Annotated in this window: 22 protein-coding genes; 18 read left to right on the top strand and 4 right to left on the bottom strand. The window is 48.5% G+C overall.

Going from position 1 to position 21,675, the window contains the following annotated elements:
• Position 1 precedes the first annotated feature (1 nt).
• Together HAL07_RS01550 and nspC are read left to right on the top strand one after the other, a co-directional pair.
• Positions 2–973, top strand: a complete 972-nt coding sequence (locus HAL07_RS01550) for a chemotaxis protein (RefSeq protein WP_053941702.1) — start codon at positions 2–4, stop codon at positions 971–973.
• A complete protein-coding gene (gene nspC, locus HAL07_RS01545; protein ID WP_053944860.1) occupies positions 973–2,172 on the top strand; it encodes a carboxynorspermidine decarboxylase in 1,200 nt (399 codons plus the stop codon). Before HAL07_RS01550 ends, nspC begins: the two co-directional genes overlap by 1 nt.
• Here nspC and prmC read toward each other — a convergent pair.
• Positions 2,169–2,996 carry a peptide chain release factor N(5)-glutamine methyltransferase gene (prmC, locus tag HAL07_RS01540; RefSeq protein WP_053941779.1) on the bottom strand — a complete coding sequence of 276 codons (828 nt, stop codon included), beginning with the start codon at positions 2,994–2,996 and terminating at the stop codon, positions 2,169–2,171. The two genes, nspC and prmC, sit on opposite strands and share 4 nt — an antisense overlap.
• A gap of 235 nt (positions 2,997–3,231) precedes the next feature.
• Between prmC and HAL07_RS01535 the strand changes: the two genes are divergently transcribed.
• Genes HAL07_RS01535 through mnmA form a run of 9 tightly spaced genes read left to right on the top strand, consistent with a single transcriptional unit; the run spans position 3,232 to position 11,274 of the window.
• The gene (locus HAL07_RS01535) at positions 3,232–4,275 is read left to right on the top strand and encodes a D-alanine--D-alanine ligase (RefSeq protein ID WP_053944859.1); all 1,044 of its coding nucleotides are present in this window, start codon (positions 3,232–3,234) and stop codon (positions 4,273–4,275) included.
• A complete protein-coding gene (gene estV, locus HAL07_RS01530) occupies positions 4,275–5,012 on the top strand; it encodes an EstV family lipase (RefSeq protein ID WP_053941705.1) in 738 nt (245 codons plus the stop codon). The genes HAL07_RS01535 and estV overlap by 1 nt, the downstream gene beginning before the upstream one ends.
• Positions 5,006–6,472 carry a Mur ligase family protein gene (locus HAL07_RS01525; RefSeq protein ID WP_197271625.1) on the top strand — a complete coding sequence of 489 codons (1,467 nt, stop codon included), beginning with the start codon at positions 5,006–5,008 and terminating at the stop codon, positions 6,470–6,472. The genes estV and HAL07_RS01525 overlap by 7 nt, the downstream gene beginning before the upstream one ends.
• A gap of 9 nt (positions 6,473–6,481) precedes the next feature.
• Positions 6,482–6,976 (top strand): HIT family protein, encoded by a 495-nt coding sequence (locus HAL07_RS01520; protein WP_053944858.1) that lies wholly within the window; start codon positions 6,482–6,484, stop codon positions 6,974–6,976.
• On the top strand, positions 6,977–7,912 hold the full coding sequence (locus HAL07_RS01515) for a ribose-phosphate pyrophosphokinase (RefSeq protein WP_053944857.1): 936 nt from the start codon (positions 6,977–6,979) through the stop codon (positions 7,910–7,912).
• Positions 7,913–7,923: 11 nt separating this feature from the next.
• Positions 7,924–9,132, top strand: a complete 1,209-nt coding sequence (locus HAL07_RS01510; RefSeq protein WP_053944856.1) for an adenylosuccinate synthase — start codon at positions 7,924–7,926, stop codon at positions 9,130–9,132.
• Complete coding sequence (locus HAL07_RS01505) at positions 9,129–9,563, top strand: flagellar FliJ family protein (protein WP_053941709.1); 435 nt, start codon at positions 9,129–9,131, stop codon at positions 9,561–9,563. Before HAL07_RS01510 ends, HAL07_RS01505 begins: the two co-directional genes overlap by 4 nt.
• Complete coding sequence (locus HAL07_RS01500; RefSeq protein WP_053944855.1) at positions 9,556–10,236, top strand: MotE family protein; 681 nt, start codon at positions 9,556–9,558, stop codon at positions 10,234–10,236. Before HAL07_RS01505 ends, HAL07_RS01500 begins: the two co-directional genes overlap by 8 nt.
• The gene (mnmA, locus tag HAL07_RS01495) at positions 10,237–11,274 is read left to right on the top strand and encodes a tRNA 2-thiouridine(34) synthase MnmA (RefSeq protein ID WP_053944854.1); all 1,038 of its coding nucleotides are present in this window, start codon (positions 10,237–10,239) and stop codon (positions 11,272–11,274) included.
• Here the strand turns inward: mnmA and HAL07_RS01490 are convergent.
• Positions 11,271–11,606 (bottom strand): hypothetical protein, encoded by a 336-nt coding sequence (locus HAL07_RS01490; protein WP_238374456.1) that lies wholly within the window; start codon positions 11,604–11,606, stop codon positions 11,271–11,273. The two genes, mnmA and HAL07_RS01490, sit on opposite strands and share 4 nt — an antisense overlap.
• Before the next feature lie 124 nt (positions 11,607–11,730).
• Here HAL07_RS01490 and HAL07_RS01485 point away from each other — a divergent pair, with 124 nt between their 5' ends.
• From HAL07_RS01485 to HAL07_RS01470, 4 genes are all read left to right on the top strand, one after another.
• Positions 11,731–13,089, top strand: a complete 1,359-nt coding sequence (locus tag HAL07_RS01485) for an outer membrane family protein (protein ID WP_053945032.1) — start codon at positions 11,731–11,733, stop codon at positions 13,087–13,089.
• Between the two features lie 56 nt (positions 13,090–13,145).
• Positions 13,146–14,489, top strand: a complete 1,344-nt coding sequence (locus HAL07_RS01480; protein ID WP_053944852.1) for an outer membrane family protein — start codon at positions 13,146–13,148, stop codon at positions 14,487–14,489.
• A 92-nt stretch (positions 14,490–14,581) separates the two neighbouring features.
• The gene (locus HAL07_RS01475) at positions 14,582–15,688 is read left to right on the top strand and encodes a Cj0069 family protein (RefSeq protein WP_053944851.1); all 1,107 of its coding nucleotides are present in this window, start codon (positions 14,582–14,584) and stop codon (positions 15,686–15,688) included.
• A 13-nt stretch (positions 15,689–15,701) separates the two neighbouring features.
• On the top strand, positions 15,702–16,211 hold the full coding sequence (locus HAL07_RS01470; RefSeq protein ID WP_053944850.1) for a C40 family peptidase: 510 nt from the start codon (positions 15,702–15,704) through the stop codon (positions 16,209–16,211).
• Here the strand turns inward: HAL07_RS01470 and HAL07_RS01465 are convergent.
• Together HAL07_RS01465 and fliK are read right to left on the bottom strand one after the other, a co-directional pair.
• A complete protein-coding gene (locus HAL07_RS01465) occupies positions 16,208–17,428 on the bottom strand; it encodes a glycosyltransferase family 9 protein (protein WP_053944849.1) in 1,221 nt (406 codons plus the stop codon). The genes HAL07_RS01470 and HAL07_RS01465 overlap by 4 nt on opposite strands.
• A 72-nt stretch (positions 17,429–17,500) precedes the next feature.
• A complete protein-coding gene (gene fliK / locus HAL07_RS01460; protein ID WP_053944848.1) occupies positions 17,501–19,066 on the bottom strand; it encodes a flagellar hook-length control protein FliK in 1,566 nt (521 codons plus the stop codon).
• Between the two features lie 130 nt (positions 19,067–19,196).
• Between fliK and HAL07_RS01455 the strand changes: the two genes are divergently transcribed.
• The 3 genes from HAL07_RS01455 to HAL07_RS01445 are packed head-to-tail and all read left to right on the top strand — an operon-like array spanning position 19,197 to position 21,672.
• The gene (locus HAL07_RS01455; protein ID WP_053945031.1) at positions 19,197–20,336 is read left to right on the top strand and encodes a YbfB/YjiJ family MFS transporter; all 1,140 of its coding nucleotides are present in this window, start codon (positions 19,197–19,199) and stop codon (positions 20,334–20,336) included.
• Between the two features lie 44 nt (positions 20,337–20,380).
• Complete coding sequence (gene accD, locus HAL07_RS01450; protein ID WP_053944847.1) at positions 20,381–21,232, top strand: acetyl-CoA carboxylase, carboxyltransferase subunit beta; 852 nt, start codon at positions 20,381–20,383, stop codon at positions 21,230–21,232.
• Positions 21,229–21,672: a 23S rRNA (pseudouridine(1915)-N(3))-methyltransferase RlmH gene (locus HAL07_RS01445; RefSeq protein WP_053944846.1), complete on the top strand. Its 444-nt coding sequence runs from the start codon at positions 21,229–21,231 to the stop codon at positions 21,670–21,672. Before accD ends, HAL07_RS01445 begins: the two co-directional genes overlap by 4 nt.
• Positions 21,673–21,675 lie beyond the last annotated feature (3 nt).

Here is a 21,675-nt window from a genome sequence, read left to right as displayed (position 1 = left end):
GATGCCCAACAACTTAGCCCACATTGACCAAGTTACGAGCCTGCATAAGAACAATGAGTTGCAGCTGCTCTGCTTTCGCTTAGGCAAGAACAAGGATTTATACGCCGTCAATGTCTTTAAAATCCGCGAGGTGGTGAAGTACAATGGGAGTTTAACCATCATCAGCCACGAGCCTAATTCTCTAGTCGAGGGGCTCATCATCATCAGGGAGCTCACCATCCCCTTGATTGACATGAAAAAGTGGTTTTACTATGACAGCGCGAACAAACAGCGGGATTTGCGCCCTTACCGCATTGAAAAGGCGGAAAATGGCGATGAGATTGTGATGATTTGCGAGTTCTCGCGCTGGACGATTGGAGTGCGCATCTATGAGGCGGATCGCATCCTCAATAAGAAATGGACGGAGATCGAGCAGAGTGCGGGCGTGGGGGGCAACACGGGCAATTCTAAATTAGTCAGCCGTACCCGCTACTTTGATGGACGGTTGGTGCAGGTGGTGGATATTGAAAAAATGTTGGTGGATGTCTTCCCTTGGATCGAACAAGAAAGCCACGAGGAATTAGACCAATTGAGCCAACTTTACAGCGATAAAATCGTGCTCTTGGCAGACGACTCGCCAAGCGTCTTAAAAACCATGCAAGCGATTTTAGACAGGTTAGGCATCAAGCATTTAGACTTCATCAATGGCCAACAGCTCTTAGATTATCTCTTCAACCCAGAGACTCTTGTCGAGGAAGTGGGCCTTATCATCACCGACTTAGAAATGCCCGAGGCGAGCGGGTTTGAGGTGATAAGACGAGCAAAATCAGACCAGCGCACCATCAATATCCCCATTGTGGTCAATTCCTCCATGAGCGGGAGCAGCAATGAGGAAATGGCGCGCTCTTTGCATGCCGATGACTTTATCTCGAAGTCTAACCCTAAAGATGTCGAGCGCATCGTGAAACAATTCATGCAAGTTAAACCCGCCTAATGGATTACAACGCGATTCCCTCCCCTTGTTATGTTTTAGATTTAAACAAGCTCAAGGCGAATTTAGCCTTGCTAGAGCGGGTACAACAAGAGGCGCAGATAAAAATTTTACTTGCCCTCAAGGGCTTTGCCTTTTGGCGTTGCTTTGAGTGGGTGAGGGCGAGCTTGTGGGGGTGTTGTGCGAGTGGGGTGTATGAGGCGGTGCTCGCTTATGAGGAATTTGGCTCGAGGGAGAGCGGGAAGGAGATTTGCGTTTTTAGCCCCGGGTATAAAGAGAGCGACATGCAACAAATCTTGCCCATCGCCTCGCATATTATCTTCAACTCTTTTAGCCAATACCAACGCTATAAAAGCACCATCCTACTCAAAAACCAAAAACTCCATAATTTAGGACTCTCCCCCATTAAAATGGGCCTTAGAATCAATCCCCTTTATAGTGAGGTGCATCCTGCCATCTACAACCCCTGCACCCCTTTTAGCCGTTTGGGAATCCCCCCGCAGACTTTTGAAAAGGGGATCATGCAGTGCGGGTTAGAGGGCATTAGTGGCCTACACTTCCACACCCATTGCGAACAAGACGCGCCCGCCTTGCAAGAAACTTTAAAGCATGTTGAGGGGCACTTTGGCGGGGTGATTGAAAAAATGGAGTGGATGAACTTTGGAGGCGGGCAACACCTCAGCAAAGAGGGCTATAATTTAGAGGTGCTTAAAAGCACCATTCACGACTTTAGGACCAAGCACCCGCACATCCAAGACATTTTTTTAGAGCCCGGGGAGGCGGTGGGTTGGCAGACAGGCTTTTTGCTCGCCAGCGTTATAGACATCGTCCATAATGAAAAAGACATTGCCATTTTAGACATCAGCGTGGCTAATCACATGCCAGATTGTTTAGAGATGCCCTACACCCCACAAGTCTTGCACTTAAGTACAGCAGGCATCGAAAGGGCAGAGATTGACCCACAAGGGGGCGTGATGCTAGGGGGGACAAGTTGTTTGGCGGGCGATTACACAGGGCCCTATCGCTTTAAAAGCCCTTTAAGCGTGGGCGATCGCTTGATTTTTGAAGACATGTTGCACTACACAATCGTTAAAAACAACACCTTTAATGGGATCGCCCTGCCCGCTTTGGGGCTTTTAGAGGGAGAGACGTTTAAACTTCTAAAGAGTTTTGGGTACGCAGATTATAAAGAGCGCAATTAGATTTGTCTAGTGGCGACAAAACCCCGATCTAGCCCGGCGTAGTCGGTGTAAAAATTGGGGTAATACTTTTGCACGCCCAAATGCTCGTTTAAAGAGGCCTTGTGGTTGTAGCCCATCTCGCAGGCTAGATACTTTACCCGCTTGCTTGCGGCTTCATCGATCAGCACTTTTAAAATCTCATCGCCATCCTCTCCCCCATACAGCGCGATCTCTGGCTCGTAGCGCACAGATTCATCTAGGGGGTAATCTAGGGGGACATAGGGGGGGTTGCTCACCACAAGGGTACGGGCTTTAATATCCACGCCTTCTAGGAGTGAGGTTTGGAACAATTCGATGCGCTCTTGCAAATTAAAGGTGCTGATATTCATGCTCGCCACCTCTAGGGCATCCATAGAAATGTCGGTGGCTAAAATGGAGATTTTAGGATTTGCCATCGCCAAACTCACAGCGATCACCCCGCTGCCAATCCCTACTTCCACCACATTTTTAATGCCGTAATCTTGGATGAGTTTTGAGGCTTGGCCGACTAGAATCTCTGTCTCAGGCCTAGGGATTAACACCCGTTCATCGACAAAAAAGGTCCGCCCATAAAAGCTCACTTCGTTGGTGATGTATTCAATGGGGCGGCCCTTAGCGCGGACTCTGACCATATGCATGAAACGCTCGAAAGCAAATTCCTCCAACTCTTCTTGGGCGTGGATGTGTAAATACACCCGATCCACCCCCAAAACATAACTTAAAAGTAATTCAGACTCTAAAGCGTTGCGCACCCCCCTGTTTCTAAGCACCTTCTTGGCTTCGTGGAGGGCTTTTGAGATATTCATGTTGAGCGGACTGGCCTCGTGGGTGGTCTTTAGCGGGCACACACACGCCTCCTAAACCCAAGCGCAGAAGAGGTCTGATCTTTATTGCAAAACACCACTGGCACCCTATTTTAAAATTTAGCTTGCCATTGTACCCTAAAACAACCTTAGACATGTTTAAGAGGCATATTTTTAATAGATTTGTGTATAATGAGGCTTTGTCTAGCAGGCTTTTGGTTCTGATAAAAGGATACAAGTGGATTACGGGCTATTATTTGGGGGCAAGAGTTTTGAACATGAAATCAGCATCGTGAGTGCCATTGCGCTCAAAGAGGTGCTAAGAGAGCGGATCAAGGTTTTTATTTTTTTAGATGGGGCGCATAAATTTTATTTGATCGAGCCTAAAGACATGCGCTCACAACTCTTTTCTAGCGGGCAGTATAAGAAATGCCCCGAATTGTCCTTAAAAATGCATGGCTTCTACACGCAAGGCTTGCTTGGCTCTAAAAAAGTTATCTTCAACACGCTCATTAATTTAATCCACGGAGCAGATGGGGAGGATGGCAAACTCGCTTCTTTGTTAGACTTTTTTGGCGTGCGCTTTATCGGCCCTAGAGTGGAGGCTAGCGTGCTTAGTTTTAACAAACACTTTACAAAAATGCTTGCCAAAGAAAAGGGGCTAAACACGCTGCCCTATGTTTTCTTAGAACACCACGATGGCACCGCCTTAAAGCACATGGACTACCCTTTAATCGCCAAACCCAACCGCCTAGGCAGCTCCATAGGCATTAGGGTGATTCAAGAGGAGCGAGACATTGCTTTTGGCTTAGATGAGGTCTTTGAGTTTGACAGCCAAGTACTCATCGAGCCTTTTAAAAAGGGGGTCAAAGAATACAACCTAGCCGGGTGTAAAATCCAAGACAAGGGGGAGAGCGCGTTTGTTTTCTCCACCATTGAAGAGCCCCAAAAGAAAGACTTTTTGGGCTTTGAGGAAAAGTATTTGGACTTTGCGCGCACTGATAAGGTTTCTAAAGCCGACCTTAGCCCCGCCTTAGAGAAAAAAATGCACGCCCTGTTTAAAGCCCTTTACGATCCACTGTTTGTGGGGGCGATCATCCGCTGCGATTTTTTTGTGATTGAGGGAGAGGTGTTTTTAAACGAGATCAACCCCATTCCGGGCAGTTTGGCCCACTATCTCTTTGAAGACTTTGCCCATGTCCTAGCCCACATCGATTTACCCAAGCCCACCCCCATCCCCATCACCTATAACTACATTAACCAAATCCAAAAAGCCAAGTGATGGCCAAGCGTACAATCTGCTATAAGGGGCTAGATTTTGAAATCGCCTACGATTTTTGCGACAACAAAGCCCCTAAAAACCTTCTCATTTTGCACGGCTGGGGGAGCTCTAAGGAGCTGATGCAAATGGCTTTTAAGCCCTACTTTAAGGCGTTTAACCACTTTTATTTAGACCTGCCCGGCTTTGGCAAGAGCCCCAATGACACCTTTTTAACCCCCCTAGATTACGCCAAGATCATAGATGCGTTTTGCCACTCTTTGCAAGTACAGATCGACACCGCCATGGGACACAGCTTCGGGGGCAAGGTCGCCCTGCTGTGTGAGAGCCTTTATCTCATCCTTCTTAGCAGTGCGGGGATTTTAATGCCAAAGCCCTTCAACACCCGTTTGAAAATCAAATTTGCCAAAGCCTTAAAATCTGTTGGGCTTAAAAAAGCCCTGAGCCTGCTTAAAAGCAAGGATGCAGACAACCTCAATCCCGCTATGTATGAAACCTTCAAATACACGGTGCAGCAGGATTTTAGCCCCGAGTTTAAAGCCTGCGCCAAAAAGACCCTGATTTTATGGGGGCAAGAGGACACAGCCACGCCCCTACATGCCGGGCAACAAATCGCTTCTTTAGTGCCGATAAACTGCTTTGTGGCTTTAAAAGGGGATCATTACTTTTTTCTCAAACAGGGGGCGCAAGTGGAGGGGGCATATTTGCAATGTTTAAAAGAGTGGGGTGAAGTATGCTAGACACTTTAAAATGGGTGGTGCTTTGGGGTTTTGTGTTGGGGCTAAATTACTACTTGATCACTTTGTTGCAGTGGTATAATTACAGCTTTTCTAGGGTGCTCACCAAGCACCACAAACGCCGTTGGCACATCTACCACGCCCTTTTGCCCCTTGCTGTCTTTGTCATCACACAGCTAAAACATTGGGATTTGGCCTTTATCGTCTTTGTGGGGGGGGTGCAGTTGCCGGCTCTCTTGTTTTGGCGCGCTCGTTTAGACAAGCCCCTCGTTTTCACCCCCCGCGTGGTGCGTTTTTTCACCCTTTTGTTGCTTTTCTTGTCTGTGGATGCGCTTTTGGCCCACGCCTACAACCAAAGCTTTTTTTGGTTGTATCTCTTGTTGATCGCTCTCGTGCATATCGCTTACAAAGCCTTTGAGGCGTTGATTGCCCAAGGGTATGTACGCCTTGCTAAAGACAAATTAAGGCGCATGAAAGACCTACAAATCATCGCCATCACGGGCAGTTTTGGCAAAACTAGCGTAAAAAACTACCTCTACCAAATGTTGCAGGGCAAATTCACGATTTACAGCTCCCTTGACAGCGTCAATACGCTTTTAGGCTTAAGTCAAGACATCAACAACAACCTTGAAGAGAGCGCAACGCTTTACATCGCCGAGGCCGGGGCGCGCCAAAAGGACGACATCAAAGCCATCTCTAAGCTTCTAGCCCACCACTACGCCATCATCGCAGAGATCGGTAACCAACACATTGAATATTTTAAAAATATGGAAACCATCTACGCCACCAAAGCCGAGATTTTGCAATCCCCCCGCCTCATTCGCGCTTTTTGCCATGAAAAAAACCCTCTAGAGCCTTTTTACGCCGGGCTAGAGGGGCAAATCCAGCCCTACCCCGGACAAGTGCGTGCGGTGAGCGCCACTTTAGAGGGGACCAGCTTTGAGCTCTTTTTAGACAACCAGTGGCTCGCCTTTGAAACCAAAATTTTAGGGGCGTTTAATGTGGATAACATCGCCCTAGCCGTTTTAATCGGGCGTTATTTTGAAATCCCCGCCGCCCAGTTGCAAAGGCTCGTGTCTAAATTAAAACCCGTCCCCCACCGCTTACACCCCTTGCACCTCAACGATAAATTCATCATCGATGACGGCTTTAATGGCAATTTAAAGGGCATGCTAGAGAGCGTGCGTTTGGCAAGCTTATACCCCGGACGCAAGGTGATTGTAACACCCGGGCTGGTTGAAAGCGATGAAGAATCCAATGCCACTTTAGCCCAAGCCATCGAAGAAGTGTTTGACATTGTGGTGGTTACAGGAGAGCTCAACGCGGATTTATTCACCCAACATTTAAGCAGACCCCAAAAGGTGTTCTTGCGCGATAAAAGCCAACTAGAGCAAGTTTTGCAAACCATCACCTTTGCTAAAGATTTAATTTTATTTGCCAATGACGCGCCCAATTACATTTAAGGAGCTGTGATGGATCATTTATACGCCCCGTGGCGCAGCCCCTATTTAACGGGAGATGGCGCGCCTGATTGTGTCTTTTGTGCCATTAGCCAAAACCCTAAGGATGACTTGAAAAACCATGTGCTTTTTAGAGATGAATCTTGTTTTGTCGTGATGAATCGCTACCCCTACACCCCCGGGCATTTTATGATCATCCCCCACGCGCACAAAGACAGCCCCGAACTCTTGGGGCTAGAGCTGTGGTTGCACCTACAAAAACGCCTGTATGAGGGGCTACAACTGCTTTATGCCTTTGGAGCGCAGGGCGTGAATTTGGGCTTTAACATTAAAGAGGCCGCAGGGGCGGGCATTGCGCCCCACTTGCATGGGCACTTGGTCCCGCGCTTTCACAAGGACACAAATTTTATGACAACCATCGGGCAAACCCGCATTTATGGGGTGGATTTTAAAAAGATTTACACCACGCTTCAAAAAAAGGCGGCGGATTATTTTACAGGAGTTTGAATGAAAACGCGCAGTTTTAAAATCTTTAGTGGGAGCGCGCACCTAAGTTTTAGTAAAGAAGTGGCGCGGCATTTAAATATGGGCTTGTCTAAGGCCATCTTGGGGCATTTTAGCGATGGGGAGATCAATGTACAAATCAGCGAGTCGGTGCGCGGGCGCGATGTATGTATTGTCCAGCCCACTTGCGCCCCTGTCAATGACAATTTAATGGAGCTTTTAATCATGGTCGATGCGCTCAAGCGTAGCAGCGCCAACTCCATCACTGCTGTGATCCCTTATTTCGGCTACGCCAGACAAGATCGCAAAGCCGCGCCTAGGGTGCCTATTAGCGCTAAACTCGTGGCGGATTTGATGCAAACCGTGCAAATCGATCGCATCATCACGATGGATTTACACGCTGGGCAAATACAGGGCTTTTTTAACATCCCAGTGGATAATCTTTACGGCTCGATCGTCTTTAGAGATTACATCATGTCTAAGGCGTTTAAAAACCCCATTGTGGCTAGCCCGGACATCGGGGGGGTGTCAAGGGCGCGGTATTTTGCTAGCCAAATGGGGTTGGATTTAGTCATTGTGGATAAACGGCGTGAGCGGGCAAACGAGGCGGAGGTGATGAATATTATCGGGGATGTGGATAAAAGAGATGTGATTTTAATAGACGACATGGTCGATACGGCGGGCACAATTTGCAAGGCGGCAGCGATGCTAAAGGCTAGGGGGGCGCACTCGGTCATGGCAGTGGGTACGCACGCGGTCTTGAGCGGCAATGCCATGAAGCGGATACAAGAGAGCGCGCTAGATGAGGTGGTCGTCACCAATTCGATTCCCCACAAGGGCAAGCACGCCAAAATCACCGTTTTGAGTGTCGCCCCCTTGTTTGCTGAGGTGATCCGCAGGATCTACCACAACGAGAGCGTGCATTCGCTCTTTGTCTAAAGGAGTTTGGTATGGCTGATGTAGTTGTGGGGGTGCAGTGGGGCGATGAGGGGAAGGGTAAATTAGTCGATCGGCTGGCCCCTAATTACGATTTTGTGGTGCGTTTTCAAGGCGGGCACAACGCCGGACACACGATTGTGGCAAATGGAAAAACCCACGCCCTGCACTTGATCCCCTCTGGCGTGCTCTACCCGCAGTGTAAAAATGTGATCGGCAATGGCGTGGTCGTGGCACTAGACGCTTTAGCAGAGGAGATAAAACCCTTTGGCGATTTAAAGGGGCGGTTGTTTGTGAGTGAGCGGGCACATTTGATCTTGCCCCACCACTGCTTGCAAGATGTGCGAACAGAGGGCAATGCCACAAGAGCCATAGGTACGACAAAAAAAGGCATAGGCCCGGCTTATCAGGACAAAGTCGGCCGTGTGGGGCTTAGGGTGGGGGATTTAAAAGAACCCAAGCTTTTCAAAGAAAAGATCGCCCAACACTTGAGCGCACACGCACACATTCCGGATCTACCCACACTGACAGCCCTTGAAGACTATTTAAACGCCTACGCGCCCTTGATTTTGCCCTACGCCACAGACACGACTGCCCTTTTATGGGAGGCGATAGATCGTCAGCAAAAAATTCTACTAGAGGGGGCGCAAGGGAGCATGCTCGATGTGGATTTTGGCACTTACCCTTATGTCACCAGCTCCACCACGATTGCCTCTGGGGCGTGCAGTGGAAGCGGGCTTAGTGTGAAAGACATAGGTAAAATCATCGGGGTGGCTAAGGCGTATTGCACCCGCGTGGGGCTAGGGCCCTTCCCCACTGAGGATTTAGGGCAAGTGGGGGCATTTTTACGAGAAAGAGGGCATGAATTTGGCACCACCACAAATCGGGCACGGCGGTGTGGGTATTTTGACGCGGTGGCGGTGAAATACGCCTGCCGACTCAATGGCTGTGATGAAGTGGCTTTAATGAAGCTGGATGTTTTAGACGGCTTAGAGGAAATTTTAGTGGGCGTGGGCTATGAAAATACCAGCCCAAATTTAGAGGGAGCAAAACCCATTTACAAGAGCTTTAAAGGCTGGAACAACAGCGCGGGGGTGAGCGATTTTAACGCCTTACCTAAAGAGGCACAAGCATACATCCTAGCCTTGCAAGAGATCATTGGAGTCAAGATTGGCGCGGTTTCTACCAGCCCTAAGAGAGAAAACATGGTGTTGTTGCCATGAACTTAAAAACCTTTAAAGCCCTCGTGCAGGTGAAAAAACAAGCCATGCAACGCTGTGAAGCCGACATTGCTGCTAACCTTGCCAAAATCCACGCCAAACAAAGAGAGCAAGAGCACTTGATCGCCGAGCTCAACACCTTAAGCGTGCCGATGCAAGCAAACATCGCAGCCTTTAGCCAGTGCAACAGCCTTAAAAAAAATTATCTTTATGCCATAGACCAAGTGGGCACAGATATCAGCGAGTTAAAGCAAATAGACGCTCACTTAAAAGAGCTCTACAAAAACGCTTGCATCGAATATGAAAAGTTGCACTATTTATACACTTTAGAGTTGCGTAAAATGGCGCAAAAACTTGAAAAAGAAGAAGCAAAACAAATGGACGCGATCGGGGCTGAGGTCTTTTACCAAAAACACAAGGCGCGCCGTGCGTAGGCTCGCCCTTTGCGCCGTTTTTGTGGGCCTGCTCTTAGGCGACACCGACCAGATTCCAAGCAATGGAGCAAATCCGCCCAAGCCCTTCCCCAGTCTAAGCACCCCAAAGGGTGCAAACCCCTCATCTCAGCAGTTTTTGCAGTGCAACGCGATTTTTGAATCCCGTAAGGCGGAGCTAAGTAACCAACTACAGCTCTTGCAAGAGCGGGCCCTGACCTTGCAGAATTTGCAAGAGCAGACCCAAAGCCTGCTCGATCAGCGCAACGCCAAAGTGGCCGAAAGGGAAAAAGCTTTAGACACCCGCTTAAAAGAATTTGAGGCAAAAGAAAAGGCGTTTAAGGACTTGCAGGCGCAAAAGGAAAAAGAGCTAAAAAAACTGGTGGCGCAAAATGAGGAACTTTTAAAAGAGATCAAGGAGGCGAGTAGCTCTAAAGTCGCCACGACCTACGCCAAAATGAAAGACTCCAAAGCCGCACCCATTTTGCAAGACATGCCCATCGATCAGGCCGCCACGATTTTATCCAAACTTGAGGCCAAGGACATGGGTAAAATTTTGGCTAAAATGGACCCACAAAAAGCAGCCAATTTAACCGAAATGTTGCAAAAAGGGCCTCCATTTAAAGCGCCACCCCCCCCGCCCCCGCCCCCCAAACCAAAAGAAGAGGATGAATAAATGAAAATAGCTGTTTTGATGAGTGGAGGAGTGGATAGCTCCTATAGCGCGTATTTACTCAAACAAGCCGGTCACGCGCTCTTAGGGGTGTATTTAAAATTGCATGGCAAAGAGGAAAAACACGCCCACTACATTAAAAACTGCGAGGCGGTCGCGAAGTTTTTAAATATCCCCTTTGAGGTCGTGGATTTTCAAGAGGCGTTTAAAGAAAAAGTCTATCAAGCTTTCATAGACACCTATAAAAGCGGGCAGACTCCAAACCCATGCGCGCTGTGTAACCCCTTGATGAAATTTGGGCTAGGACTAGAGTTTGCCCTAAGCCGTGGCTGTGAAAAAATCGCCACGGGGCATTATGCCCGCTTACAAGAAGTGCAGGGGGTGTTGCGCATTAAAGAGGCGCACGATTTGAGCAAGGATCAGAGCTATTTTTTATACGCCCTGCCCCAAAGGGCGATAGATGCGCTCATCTTCCCCCTAGGGGATTTACTCAAAAGTGAGATCAAGCCCAAAGCCCTAGCGGCGATGCCGTTTTTGGGGGATTTACAGAGTTACAAAGAGTCGCAAGAAATCTGTTTTGTAGAAAAATCCTATATCGACACGCTCAAAGAGCATGTGAAGGTGGATTGTGAGGGGCTAGTTAGGGATTTGAGCGGACAAGTGGTTGGCACACACAAGGGCTATATGCACTACACCATCGGCAAACGCAAGGGCTTTAGCGTGAAAGGCGCACACACCCCGCATTTTGTCGTGGGCATTGATGCAGCTAAAAACGAGATCATTGTGGGTGAAAAGCAAGATTTGGCGGTGTTCAACATTGAGGCACAAAATAAATCCTTGCCCGAAAACTTTAAAGAGGGGGAATACTCGGTAAAAGTGCGCTACCGAAGCACGCCCACTAAGGCACAAGTGCGCCTTGAGGGTGCAACCATCAAAGCCACCTTTGACGCACCCGTCTATGGCGTGGCTCTAGGCCAAGCCCTCGTGATCTACGAGGGCGATTGCGTGCTGGGCGGAGGGATCATCACCAAGAGCGCCTAAAAGCGCCAATGGAAGCTGACATGGTAATCGCTCTGCAACTCCGTGGAGGCATTGCTGATGGGGAAATAGATATTGATATGCTTTTGGCATTTACCCACGAAGCCATCGTACTGTCCAGAACGGACATCTAAAGATTTATAATTAGCTAAACGCTTAAGAATCTGCTCGGTCGCCAAAATCGCTTCCTGCACCGCCCGCTTCTCCAACAGCTGTTGCCGCCTTTTGGCGTTTACCAAAGCCTTGACGCTCAGCACCGATAATTTTACAGGTTGCAACAGCACTTGCGCGCCCTCAGCATACCCAACCTCAACATACGCACTTAAACGGCTCAAAAAAGCCAAGAAGATTAACGGCTTAAACGCCCCATGAAGACTCCTTGTGGTAAGATCAAAAACCGCCTGCATTCTAGCATGGGTAATCTTAGGATTTTGTGAAGATGGTTTTCAAAAGGGCAAGATTTTGAAACGACTTTTAGCAGCACTTTTTGGCACCTTTAATTGTATCCACACCCTAGATTATAAAATCTCTGGACTTGGAGGCTCGTTTTCGCGCATCGGTTTTAACAATAGCCCCATCAACACAGCCAAAGGCATTTACCCCACAGGCAGCTATGTCACTTTGGTGGCTTCCTTGCAGCTGGGTGTCAATCTCTTGCCTAAATCTGTCAGCAATCATAAACTCAAAGCCGCCATAGGCGCAGAATTAGGGGATTTGGCCTACGACTCCACACAAACTTTGACAGACACCAGCGGGCTAGAAAAAGGGTTTTTGCCTGCTAACTACTACTACATGGGGCGTTGGGAGGGCTATTTTATGGACGCGCCTTGGAAACACTCCCGCTATGAAACCGCCATGCATACGCGCGACTTTGTGCTCCACACTTTGTATTTGGATTACAGCTATAAAGATCATTTTGGCTTTAAGCTCGGGCGTTACCGCAGCCGCGCCTTGTTTTTAAGTGGCTACAATCAAGGCATCCAACTTTTTCTACACTTTGGCGACTGGAGTTTGCAATGGTTTAGCTCCTATGGACGGGCGCGCTCCAACATCCAGTTTATCCGCGACTTCTACGCCCCCATTAGCTACAAATTCTCCGATGGCCAGCACATCAACTACGGCCTACACTCTTTAAGTTTTGTCTATAGAGGCGACTACAAACGCAACCACATCACGGTGATGCCCTTTGTGTGGTTTTACCCCAAGCTTTACACGGCCCCGGGGTTGCAGCTTGACCTTAAATTAGCCCGTGTCAATTGGAGAGTCCACACCCATTTTTATGCGTGGTTTCCCATTTATGACTCCTATATGGCGCACAGATATTTTAGAAGCGCATTGGTGGGGACAGACACGGCTAGCCTGCTCGTCTACCAGCATTTTGACATCGCCAACCATTACAACTTTGGTTGGGGGGTGTATAAAAACTTTGGCAACGCCAGCGCGTGTATCGGCTGGACTGGTTTGCCCATCCCCTTTGGCACCAAAGACAACACCCCCTATGCCAAAGCTTATTCTAATCTATATAGCGCCAACTCTCTCACGGCTTTTGCCTATGTGGGCTTTAAGGTGCAAAACTTTTCGTGGCAACTTCTAGGCAAAATCATCCAATCACCCAGAGCCAACTCCAAAAGCCTCATGCTGACTTTAAGATATGACCTCAATAAGCACATCCATCTCATGTTTAAAATCAATGGCTACGAGGTTACCATGCATAGGGGCTATAAAGTGGGCTATTATTCAGGCGGGTATAACCCTAAGTTTCAAGCCAACACACAAGATCGCAGTTATGTGATGACCTCGATGGGTTATGATTTTTAAGGGCGTTTGTTATACAATAGCGGGTTTTTTTCACAACCACGACAAAAGGAGCTCAGTTGAAAGGAAAAAGCCTCGCTCTTTTTCTCTCTCTTTTTAGCACACACTTACAGGCCTTTAACTACAAAATCTCAGGGCGTGTCGGCTCATTCTCGCGCATCGGCTTTAACAATGCCCCCATCAATACAGACAAGGGACTTTACCCCACAGGCAGCTATGTAACCACCATCGGGGCACTAGAAGTGAATGCCAATTTATTGCCAAAATCTGTGGAGAATCAAAAACTAGAAGTGGGGCTTGGAGGGGAGATCGGCGGGCTGGCTTACGACTCCACTAGGGGTCTTAGAGATCAAAACGGGGTGCTCCAGCCAGCCAACTGGTATTACATGGGGCGTTGGGAGGGCTATTTAATGAACGCTCCTTGGCGGCATGTGCGTGAAGAGGATGAATCGCATGCTAAAAACTACATTTTATACAACGCCTATTTAAGCTACACCTACAAAGACATGTTTGGGATCAAGGCGGGGCGTTACTTAAGCCCCGAAGCTTTGTTCTTGCGTGGATACAATCAGGGCTTTACCCTCTTTTTGCATTTAGGCCAATTCAAGCTTAGATGGTTTAGCACCTATGGGCGGGGTTTAGCCAACATCCAGTTTATCCGCGACTTCTACGCCCCCGTGAGCTATGCGTTTAGCGATGGCAGACGGGTGAATTATGGCATGCACGCTATAAGCCTAGCTTACACCACTAAGCACTACACCCTCATGCCCTTCTTTTGGTTTTACCCCAAGAACTTCAACGCCCCGGGCATCCAAGCGAGTGCTGTATTTGAGCGGGGGCAGTATAAACTCCAAAGCGATGTCTATGCGTGGTTTCCCATTTATAGCCACGCTCTAGCCAAGACTTATTACAGGGGCAATTTGATCGGCACAGCCACCGCCACTTTGCTCGTGCGCCAAAGGCTGTATTACAAAGATTATTACGCTGGCTGGGGGGTGTATAAGAATTTTGGCAACTCCAATGCCCAGTTAGGCTGGAATGGCTCGCCTGTGTCCTTTGACACCACGGACGACACCCCTTATGAGGACGCTTACACCAACCTTTACGATGCCAATGCCTTAACCGTGCACGCCAGAGTGGGGGGCAAGTTTAAAAACTTTGCTTGGTATCTGCTTGGCAAACTCACCTTTGCACCTAGAGCCAACGCCCAAAGTCTAGGGATCACTTGCGAATACAACCTAGGCAAGCACATCCACTTAATGTTGCGTCTCAATGGCTATGAAGTGATGATGCACAGAGGCTATAAAGTCGCTTACTTTGGTGCACCTAATCCTAAATTTGCCCCCACCACACAGGATCGTAGTTATGTGATGACTTCGGTGAGTTATGATTTACAGATTTAGCGTGTGACCTCAGCCTTTTGTTTAAGTTTTGCGCTCTCCATTTGCTACAATAACACCAGCGGATTAACCGCAATAATCTTTTGGAGGTTTTGATGAAAAAACATGTGGTGTTTTTTGAGGCTGTAGGTGGCACGGACAAGGGCAGAGATGGGCACAGACGCGACACCATGCCCATGATGGACTACCTCAAAAAAATGGGCTGGCAAGCAGAGGTGGTGCAACTCACCGATGCCCTTTTAAAAGATAGTGAAAAAACCAAAGGGATTTATGAATATGTGCAAAAGGTCGCCGATGCCTATGTCTCCCGCGTCAATCCGGGTAACTTGAAGGAAGAAAAACTCTATTTTGATCTCTTGCGCAAACTCTGTGATCATGGCGTGATTGGCATGCCTCACCCCGATGCCATGATCGGCTATGGAGCTAAGGACGCGCTCACTAAACTCGCCGATACCGAGCTCGTGCCCGATGACACCTACGCCTATTATGACAAAGAGGAGGCTAAACGCATTGGAGTAACTTGGGGCGATCAGCACGATTTGAAAAAGACTTTTCCCAAAACTTTGGCTAAGGGCGAGAGGGTGTTGAAACAAAACCGCGGCTCCACCGGCGAGGGCATTTGGCATGTGCAATTAGAAGAGCCTTTGCCTGCAGGCGTTAGCGAAGTGCCTCTAAATGCCAAAATCAAATGCATTGAAGCAGTGGATAACCATGTGGAGCACCGCCAACTAGGCGAATTTATGGATTTTTGTGAAAAATACTTAGTTGGGGACAATGGCATGCTGGTGGACATGACCTTTTTACCCCGCATTAAAGAGGGTGAGATTCGCATTCTCATGCTCTATAAACACCCCATTTATGTGGTGCATAAAAAGCCGGCTGAAGGGGCAGATGCCTTTAGTGCCACTCTCTTTAGTGGGGCGAAATACCGCTACGACAAACCCGAGCAATGGGACGACTTGGTGCATTACTTCTTAAGGCAACTGCCCCATATCCAAACCAAGCTAGGCAATTACGATCTGCCCCTCATTTGGACGGCAGATTTTATCTTGGATACCGATGAGCATGGCAAGGACAAGTATATTCTAGGTGAAATCAACTGCTCTTGTGTGGGCTTTACGACCCCCATAGAATTCTTAGACAAAACCGCGCGCAAGGTCGCCAACACCATCATTGACATTGTAGAGGACAAATTGAGTTGATTAAGGATTGCCCGTGTTGCCCTTAATTTTTGGCTTGCCGGCTGCTTTTAATCTAGCCGAGTCTTTCATCGACAATGTTTTAAGGGACAAGGTTACGCCTAAACTTGGCAGCATTTTATATTGCCGCCTCATAGGCCCCACCACCCACACAGGGATTTATGTCGGCGACCAACAGATTGTAGAGCTGCTAGGCTCGGGCGAGGTCAAGCTCTCTAGCCCTAAAGAGTTCATCAGCGGGACACAAGCGATGAGCATTTATGTTTCTTGCAAGGGGAGCGAGGCGGTGGGTTTCTCTCAAGCCGCGCAAAGGGCAAAGAGCCTTGTGGGCCAAACTTTAAACTACCCCACGATGGGCATCCCCACAGAAAAGCACGAGCGCAACTGCCATTGTTTCGTCTATGAGTGCCTCACAGGCGCGCATGATAGCCAAAAATGGACTTTACTAGACATCGAAACCAAATTTCGTGGGGAGTATTTTGACAACTGGCGTGTGTGGGATTTAAAAAGCGAGGAGCTGTTTTAAAGCTTAATGGGTGTGGGGTCTTTAATCCACTCCCCATTGACTTCTGCCATTTTTTGCAAAATGAGTCTAGGCAGGTCGGGGTGGGGGATTTGTAGGTCTATGGATTTATGGGCGTAAATTTCCATGCACCGCCCAATGCCATGCACACAGGCGAGCAGCTCACACACGCGGGGGTGGTAAATGGCGTGGTAGTTGGTGTAGGTACTCGGGTAGGGGGCAAAACGCCCAAAATAAGTACCATTACACACGACAAACACCGCCTTACACCCTAAAGCCATGCAAAAATGTGGGATGGCGGTTTCGTGCGACACAATAAAACTTGCCCCCTTTAGCAAGTGCAAGAGATCGCACAGCGAAGTTTGCCCCACTAAATTAATTAAGCCCTCCACGCCCTGCGTGATTTCTTGAGCCCGCTTAACTTCTCCGCTTGAGCCACACAAAAGCAGTGAAAAATTGGAAGAGATGCCCTTAGCTAGAGCGATCCAAGTAGTCGCATCTAGTTGTTTTGTTAAAACCTGCGAGCCTATAAAAAACACCCCATAAGGGGCTTTAATGGGAGGAGGGGGTGAGTGTGGCAACTCCATGTGCAAGCGCACAGAGTCTAAGTTTTTGTTTAAAAGCGTGGCGCAAAATTCGCGGTTGCGCTCAAATTCAAAGAGGACGCTTGGGCTCGCGTCTAAAAGAGAAGTGTAAGCCTTGTCGTGGTGGCTTAGTGCGGGCCTTACTTCGTGCCAGCACCGACTAAGCATTTCGCCATAACTGCCTATTTTATGCGTGGCATGCACTGCTCGCATCATTAAATCTTCTTTAAACACACGGCGGGTAAAGACGGGGCTAATGCAAATTTCATAGCCTTTTTGGCGCAGTTTGTAAAGGCTATAAAGAAAGTGATAGAGGCTAGAAAAGCAATGTAAGCTTTTTAAAGATCGCCAAGTAGGCACTTTAAGCGGATAAAGCTCATCCACGCAATCCAAATCGTAGGCGTTGATGATTTCTAAGTTTGCGCTGTTGCATAAAAAGGTGATCTCATAATCCTTGTAGGCCTCTCTGATAGGCCTTAAAAAATTGCGAAACAACACATAATCGCCCAAAGCGTCTAGGCGAATCAGCAATAAGGTTTTAGGGCGGATTTTGGGCTTACGCACTTGTAGCGCCAACAAAGCGCATACAAATTTATAAAACGCCCTCTCCAACCACAAACGCACCCAAGCTTCCATACAAGTCCTTTATAAAAGGGTTATTGTAGCGCAATCGGGGCGATAAAAGCCCTAATCTGTTAAAAAGTGCCCTTAAGCGTAATCGGGTAGGCCCGAGGGGTTGCTCGCATAGGAGGCTTTAGCGATAGAAGTGGGCGCGGTTTGTGGGGATGTGCCTTGTGCTGGAGTCTGGGAGGGTTGGTTTTGCAAGGGGGCGCTTTGCACTTGCGGGCTGTGTTGCGGTTGTTGTTGGCCTTGTTGTTGGGGGTTGTGCTGTTGTTGATTGAAGTTGTGGTTGCCCCCGCCTTGATAAGCGGTGTTCTCGTTGTTTGTGGCATTGAAGCGCAAATCCACATTGTTAAAGCCCATTTGGGATAAATGTTGGCGCAACTCGCTTTGGTGTGCTACGAGCAGAGCACTGACCGGCGCAGCGGAGGCTAAACTCACCTGCAAGTTCTGCCCCACTTGTTGAATCACCACCTCCACTTTGCCAAGTTTATCCGGGTTGAGCTCCATAGATAACTTCGTGATGGGGGGCTTGAAGTCTAAAAGTTCCTGGCGTAAATTCGTGGCTAAATTTTTGATTGTTTCCTTGATTTGGGGGGCTTCTACTGTGCTTTTTTGTGTAGTGTGCGTCGTGTGCGCGGTGTGCGTGGGGCTTTCTATCGCGCTTGTGCGGGTGTCCTCGTCTTTGCTGGCCACAAGGGGTTTAGCCGGACCCTGCAAAGGCATGCGGTTAGGGTCAAAGGATAGTGGGATAAAAGTGGGTTTAGGTTTAAGCGGTCCGTCAAAAGCTTCTTGAAACGCCTTTTTAATTTCTTTATCGTTGTCGTGGCTGTCTTTGACATGGGGCATGGGTTTAGGTTTATTCAATAGTTGGTTTAGGGGTGTTTGGGCTTTGGCGGTGTTGGTGGCGGCATCTTTTGGATTTGTGGGGGCGCTTTTGGCCTGTTCTTTGCCCTCTTTGCTCTCTGTTGTGTGGGCAAGGGGGGCTTTTTGGGCTTTAGGGTTTTTTAGCGAGAGCAAGTCAGCAGTAGATATTTTAGCCCGGGCTTCCTGGGGGGCTTGTGCTTGCGTGGCTTGTGTGCTCTGCGCGCCTTTGGCTAGATTGGGCGCACTCTTAGTGGCTAGTTCTATGCCTTTTGGCGGGGCTTTGTCTAGCTTGCCTGTTTTGCTCTCGTGTTGGAGTTTGCTTAAATTTAACGCCTTTGCACTCTCTAGGTTTTTAATGTCGCCAAGCTTTGCTGTGGGGGTGGCAGAGGGGGCTTTGGCGTTTTTTGCTCCTTTTAACGCCATAGCTTGGCTAAAGGGGTCAAGTTTGTTTTTAGAGTGCTCGGCCTTAGCCTCTGCTTTTGCCTGTGCTTTTAATTCTTTTTTGAGCTCTTTTTCTTGCTTGGGGGTGAGCTTTTTATCCAGCAAATGCGCTAGGGGGCTGTTGGGCGCAACGTGGGGAAGATCTTTAGGGACATCACTTTTGGCATGCTCTCCCTTTTTGTCCTTTGCTTTGTGGTCTTTGCCATCGCCTTTAAGGTGGGCCTTTTTTTGATCGAGCAAAGATTTAAACGCATCTTTGTCCTCTGCCGGCGTGTGCTTCTTGGTGTGGGTTTTGGGGTTGCCCTTGGGGTCTAGGGCCTCTAAGCCTTTAATGTGGGTCGCCACAAGAGTCCTTTGCGATGGTTTATCAGGCCAACTTAAGCAAATTCAGTTCCCCTAGTTCTAAGGCAAGATTGTTAATTTTGGGCTAATATGGGCTTTTTTACGATTCCAACACGGAGCATTTTGTATGTTTATGCGTCTTTTTGTGTGCTTTTTGGCGACTTTCATGGCTAATGGCGTGGCGCGTTTTGGGTATGTGGTTCTCATTCCTCTGTTGATTTTAGCGGGCAAAATGAGCGAACACCAAAGCATACAACTTGCCATTGCGATCATGGTCGGTTATATCTTTGGGAGTGCTATCTTAAGCCTCTTGCAAAGGCGTTTGTCTTTAGAGAGCATTGCCAAAATCAGCTTTTTAGTCATTTCTCTTAGTTTCTTTGCCTGCTATTTAGATCGCCTGCCCTTTGCGTGGGCGTGGTCTTGGCGTTTTTTAGCCGGCGTGGCTGCCTCTTGTTTAATGGTGCTCTCTGCCCCCCTGTGTTTGAGCTTAGTCAAAGAGCAACACCGCCCCTATGCGAGTGGCTTTGTCTTTAGTGGGATTGGGATGGGGGTGGTGTGTAGTGGCTTTATCCTGCCCCACTTTGCCAAAGACATAGACATGGCGTGGATTTTCTTAGGGGCTGTGGGGGCGGTGGCGTTTGTGCTCTCTTGTTTGTTTTTAAAGACTTTGCACCCGCCCAAAGATGCCACCCATGCCAAAGCCTCCTTTAAAATCTCAACCTTTTTTGCCCTACTCTTGGTGTCTGTGGTGCTCAATGCCATTGGCTACTTGCCCCACACGCTCTTTTGGGTGGATTATTTAGTGCGCTCTCTTAACTTCAGCAAGGGGGTGGCGGGGGCTTCGTGGGCATTCTTTGGCTTTGGGGCGGCGTGTGGCACAATCTTAAGCGCAACCCTTGCCAAAAGCCTAGGGCTGAAGCACGCCTCAAGCATTGTGATTTTAATGAAGACCGCCTCTTGTGTGATTGCCATGTTTAGCACGGACATAGCGTGGCTCAATCTATCCATTTTTTTAATGGGCTTTGGGACCACGGGCAACCTCACGCTCACAAGCACGATGGCGTACCATATCATGGGTAAAGAGCATTTCGTGCAAGCCTCCAGCCTAGTAACCCTAGCCTTTGGGATTTTTCAAGCAGTGTTTTCCTTTGTTTTCACTTGGGCTTTGGGCCGTTTGAGTTTCTTTAAAATGTTCCTTTGGAGCGGAGTGGCGTTGTTTTTGGCTTTTGCGGTGTTGTTGCCCGTGCCCGCAAGCACTTTTAAAAACACTTAAGCCATGCTAGAATAGAGGCTATTTGTTTTGCAAGGATAAAGTCCATGGGTTTTGCAGATTTTTTAAAAAATCTTAAGAAAACAAGGGTGCAATCAAGCGAACAGGACATGCCAAGCCATTGGATCAAATGCCCTAAATGCACCGCTTTGATGTACTATAAAGAGGTCTTTGCCAAACACCATGTGTGCTTGAAGTGCCATTACCATTTTAGGATGGGGGCAAATGACCGCTTGGCTTTCTTGTGCGATGACAATTCTTTTATAGAATACGACCAAGAGTTGCGCCCCATAGACCCGCTCAACTTCGTGGATAAAGAGAGCTACAAACAGCGCATTAAAAAATACGAGGCCAAAACGGGGCGGCCCAGCTCGGTGATCAGCGTGGAGGGGCGGATCAACGGCACCGCGTTGCAAATAGTCGTGTTTGACTTTTCTTTTATGGGCGGGTCGTTAGGCTCAGTGGAGGGCGAAAAGATTGTTCGGGCAATCAATCGGGCGGTGGAAAAAGAGCAGGCGTTGTTGATCGTGTCGGCCAGTGGGGGGGCGCGCATGCAAGAATCCACCTACTCGCTCATGCAAATGGCAAAGACCAGCGCGGCCTTAAATCGGCTTACAGAGGCAAGGCTGCCTTTCATTTCTCTACTCACAGACCCCACCTTTGGAGGGGTGAGCGCGTCTTTTGCCTTTTTGGGCGACTTGATCATTGCCGAGCCGGGGGCGATGGTTGGCTTTGCGGGCGCGCGGGTGATTAAGCAGACCATCGGCGCGGAGTTGCCCGAGGGCTTTCAAAGCGCGGAGTTTTTGCTCGAGCATGGCTTGATTGACATGATTGTCCAGCGCAGGGATTTAAAAAAGACCTTAAGCGACCTAGTGGGGATGCTCACCCAAAACCGATGACTTGCAGCATTTACGCCATTGCCAAAAAAAACCCCGATTTTGCCCCACTCTTGGCACAACAACAGCGCGCGTGCCAGCAATTCAAGGCCACGCTTGAGATTGTGGATATTTTTCCTAAAGCCTTGACAAACAGCTCCAATGCCAAGAGTCTTTACTCTAAGGCCCTAAGCCCCTATTTAAAGCCAAGCATCCCCGCCTATGCCTTGCACCCAGCCGGCAAAACTTATGATAGCCAAGAGTTTAGCCAAATCCTTAGCACGCACGCCCATGTGCAATTTTTCATTGCCGGGGCTTTTGGCTTTGAAAAAGAGTTTTTAACGCGTTGCACCCCTTTATCTTTAAGCCCGCTCACCTTTAGCCACGAAATGGCTAAACTCGTTTTATGCGAGCAAATTTTTAGGGCCTTGAGCCTTTTAAACAACCACCCTTACCACAAGTGAAAT

Source organism: Helicobacter ailurogastricus (assembly GCF_001282945.1).
Lineage (GTDB): Bacteria > Campylobacterota > Campylobacteria > Campylobacterales > Helicobacteraceae > Helicobacter > Helicobacter ailurogastricus.
Note: the sequence above shows the minus strand (reverse complement) of the source record. Positions and strands in the feature narration are given on the sequence as shown.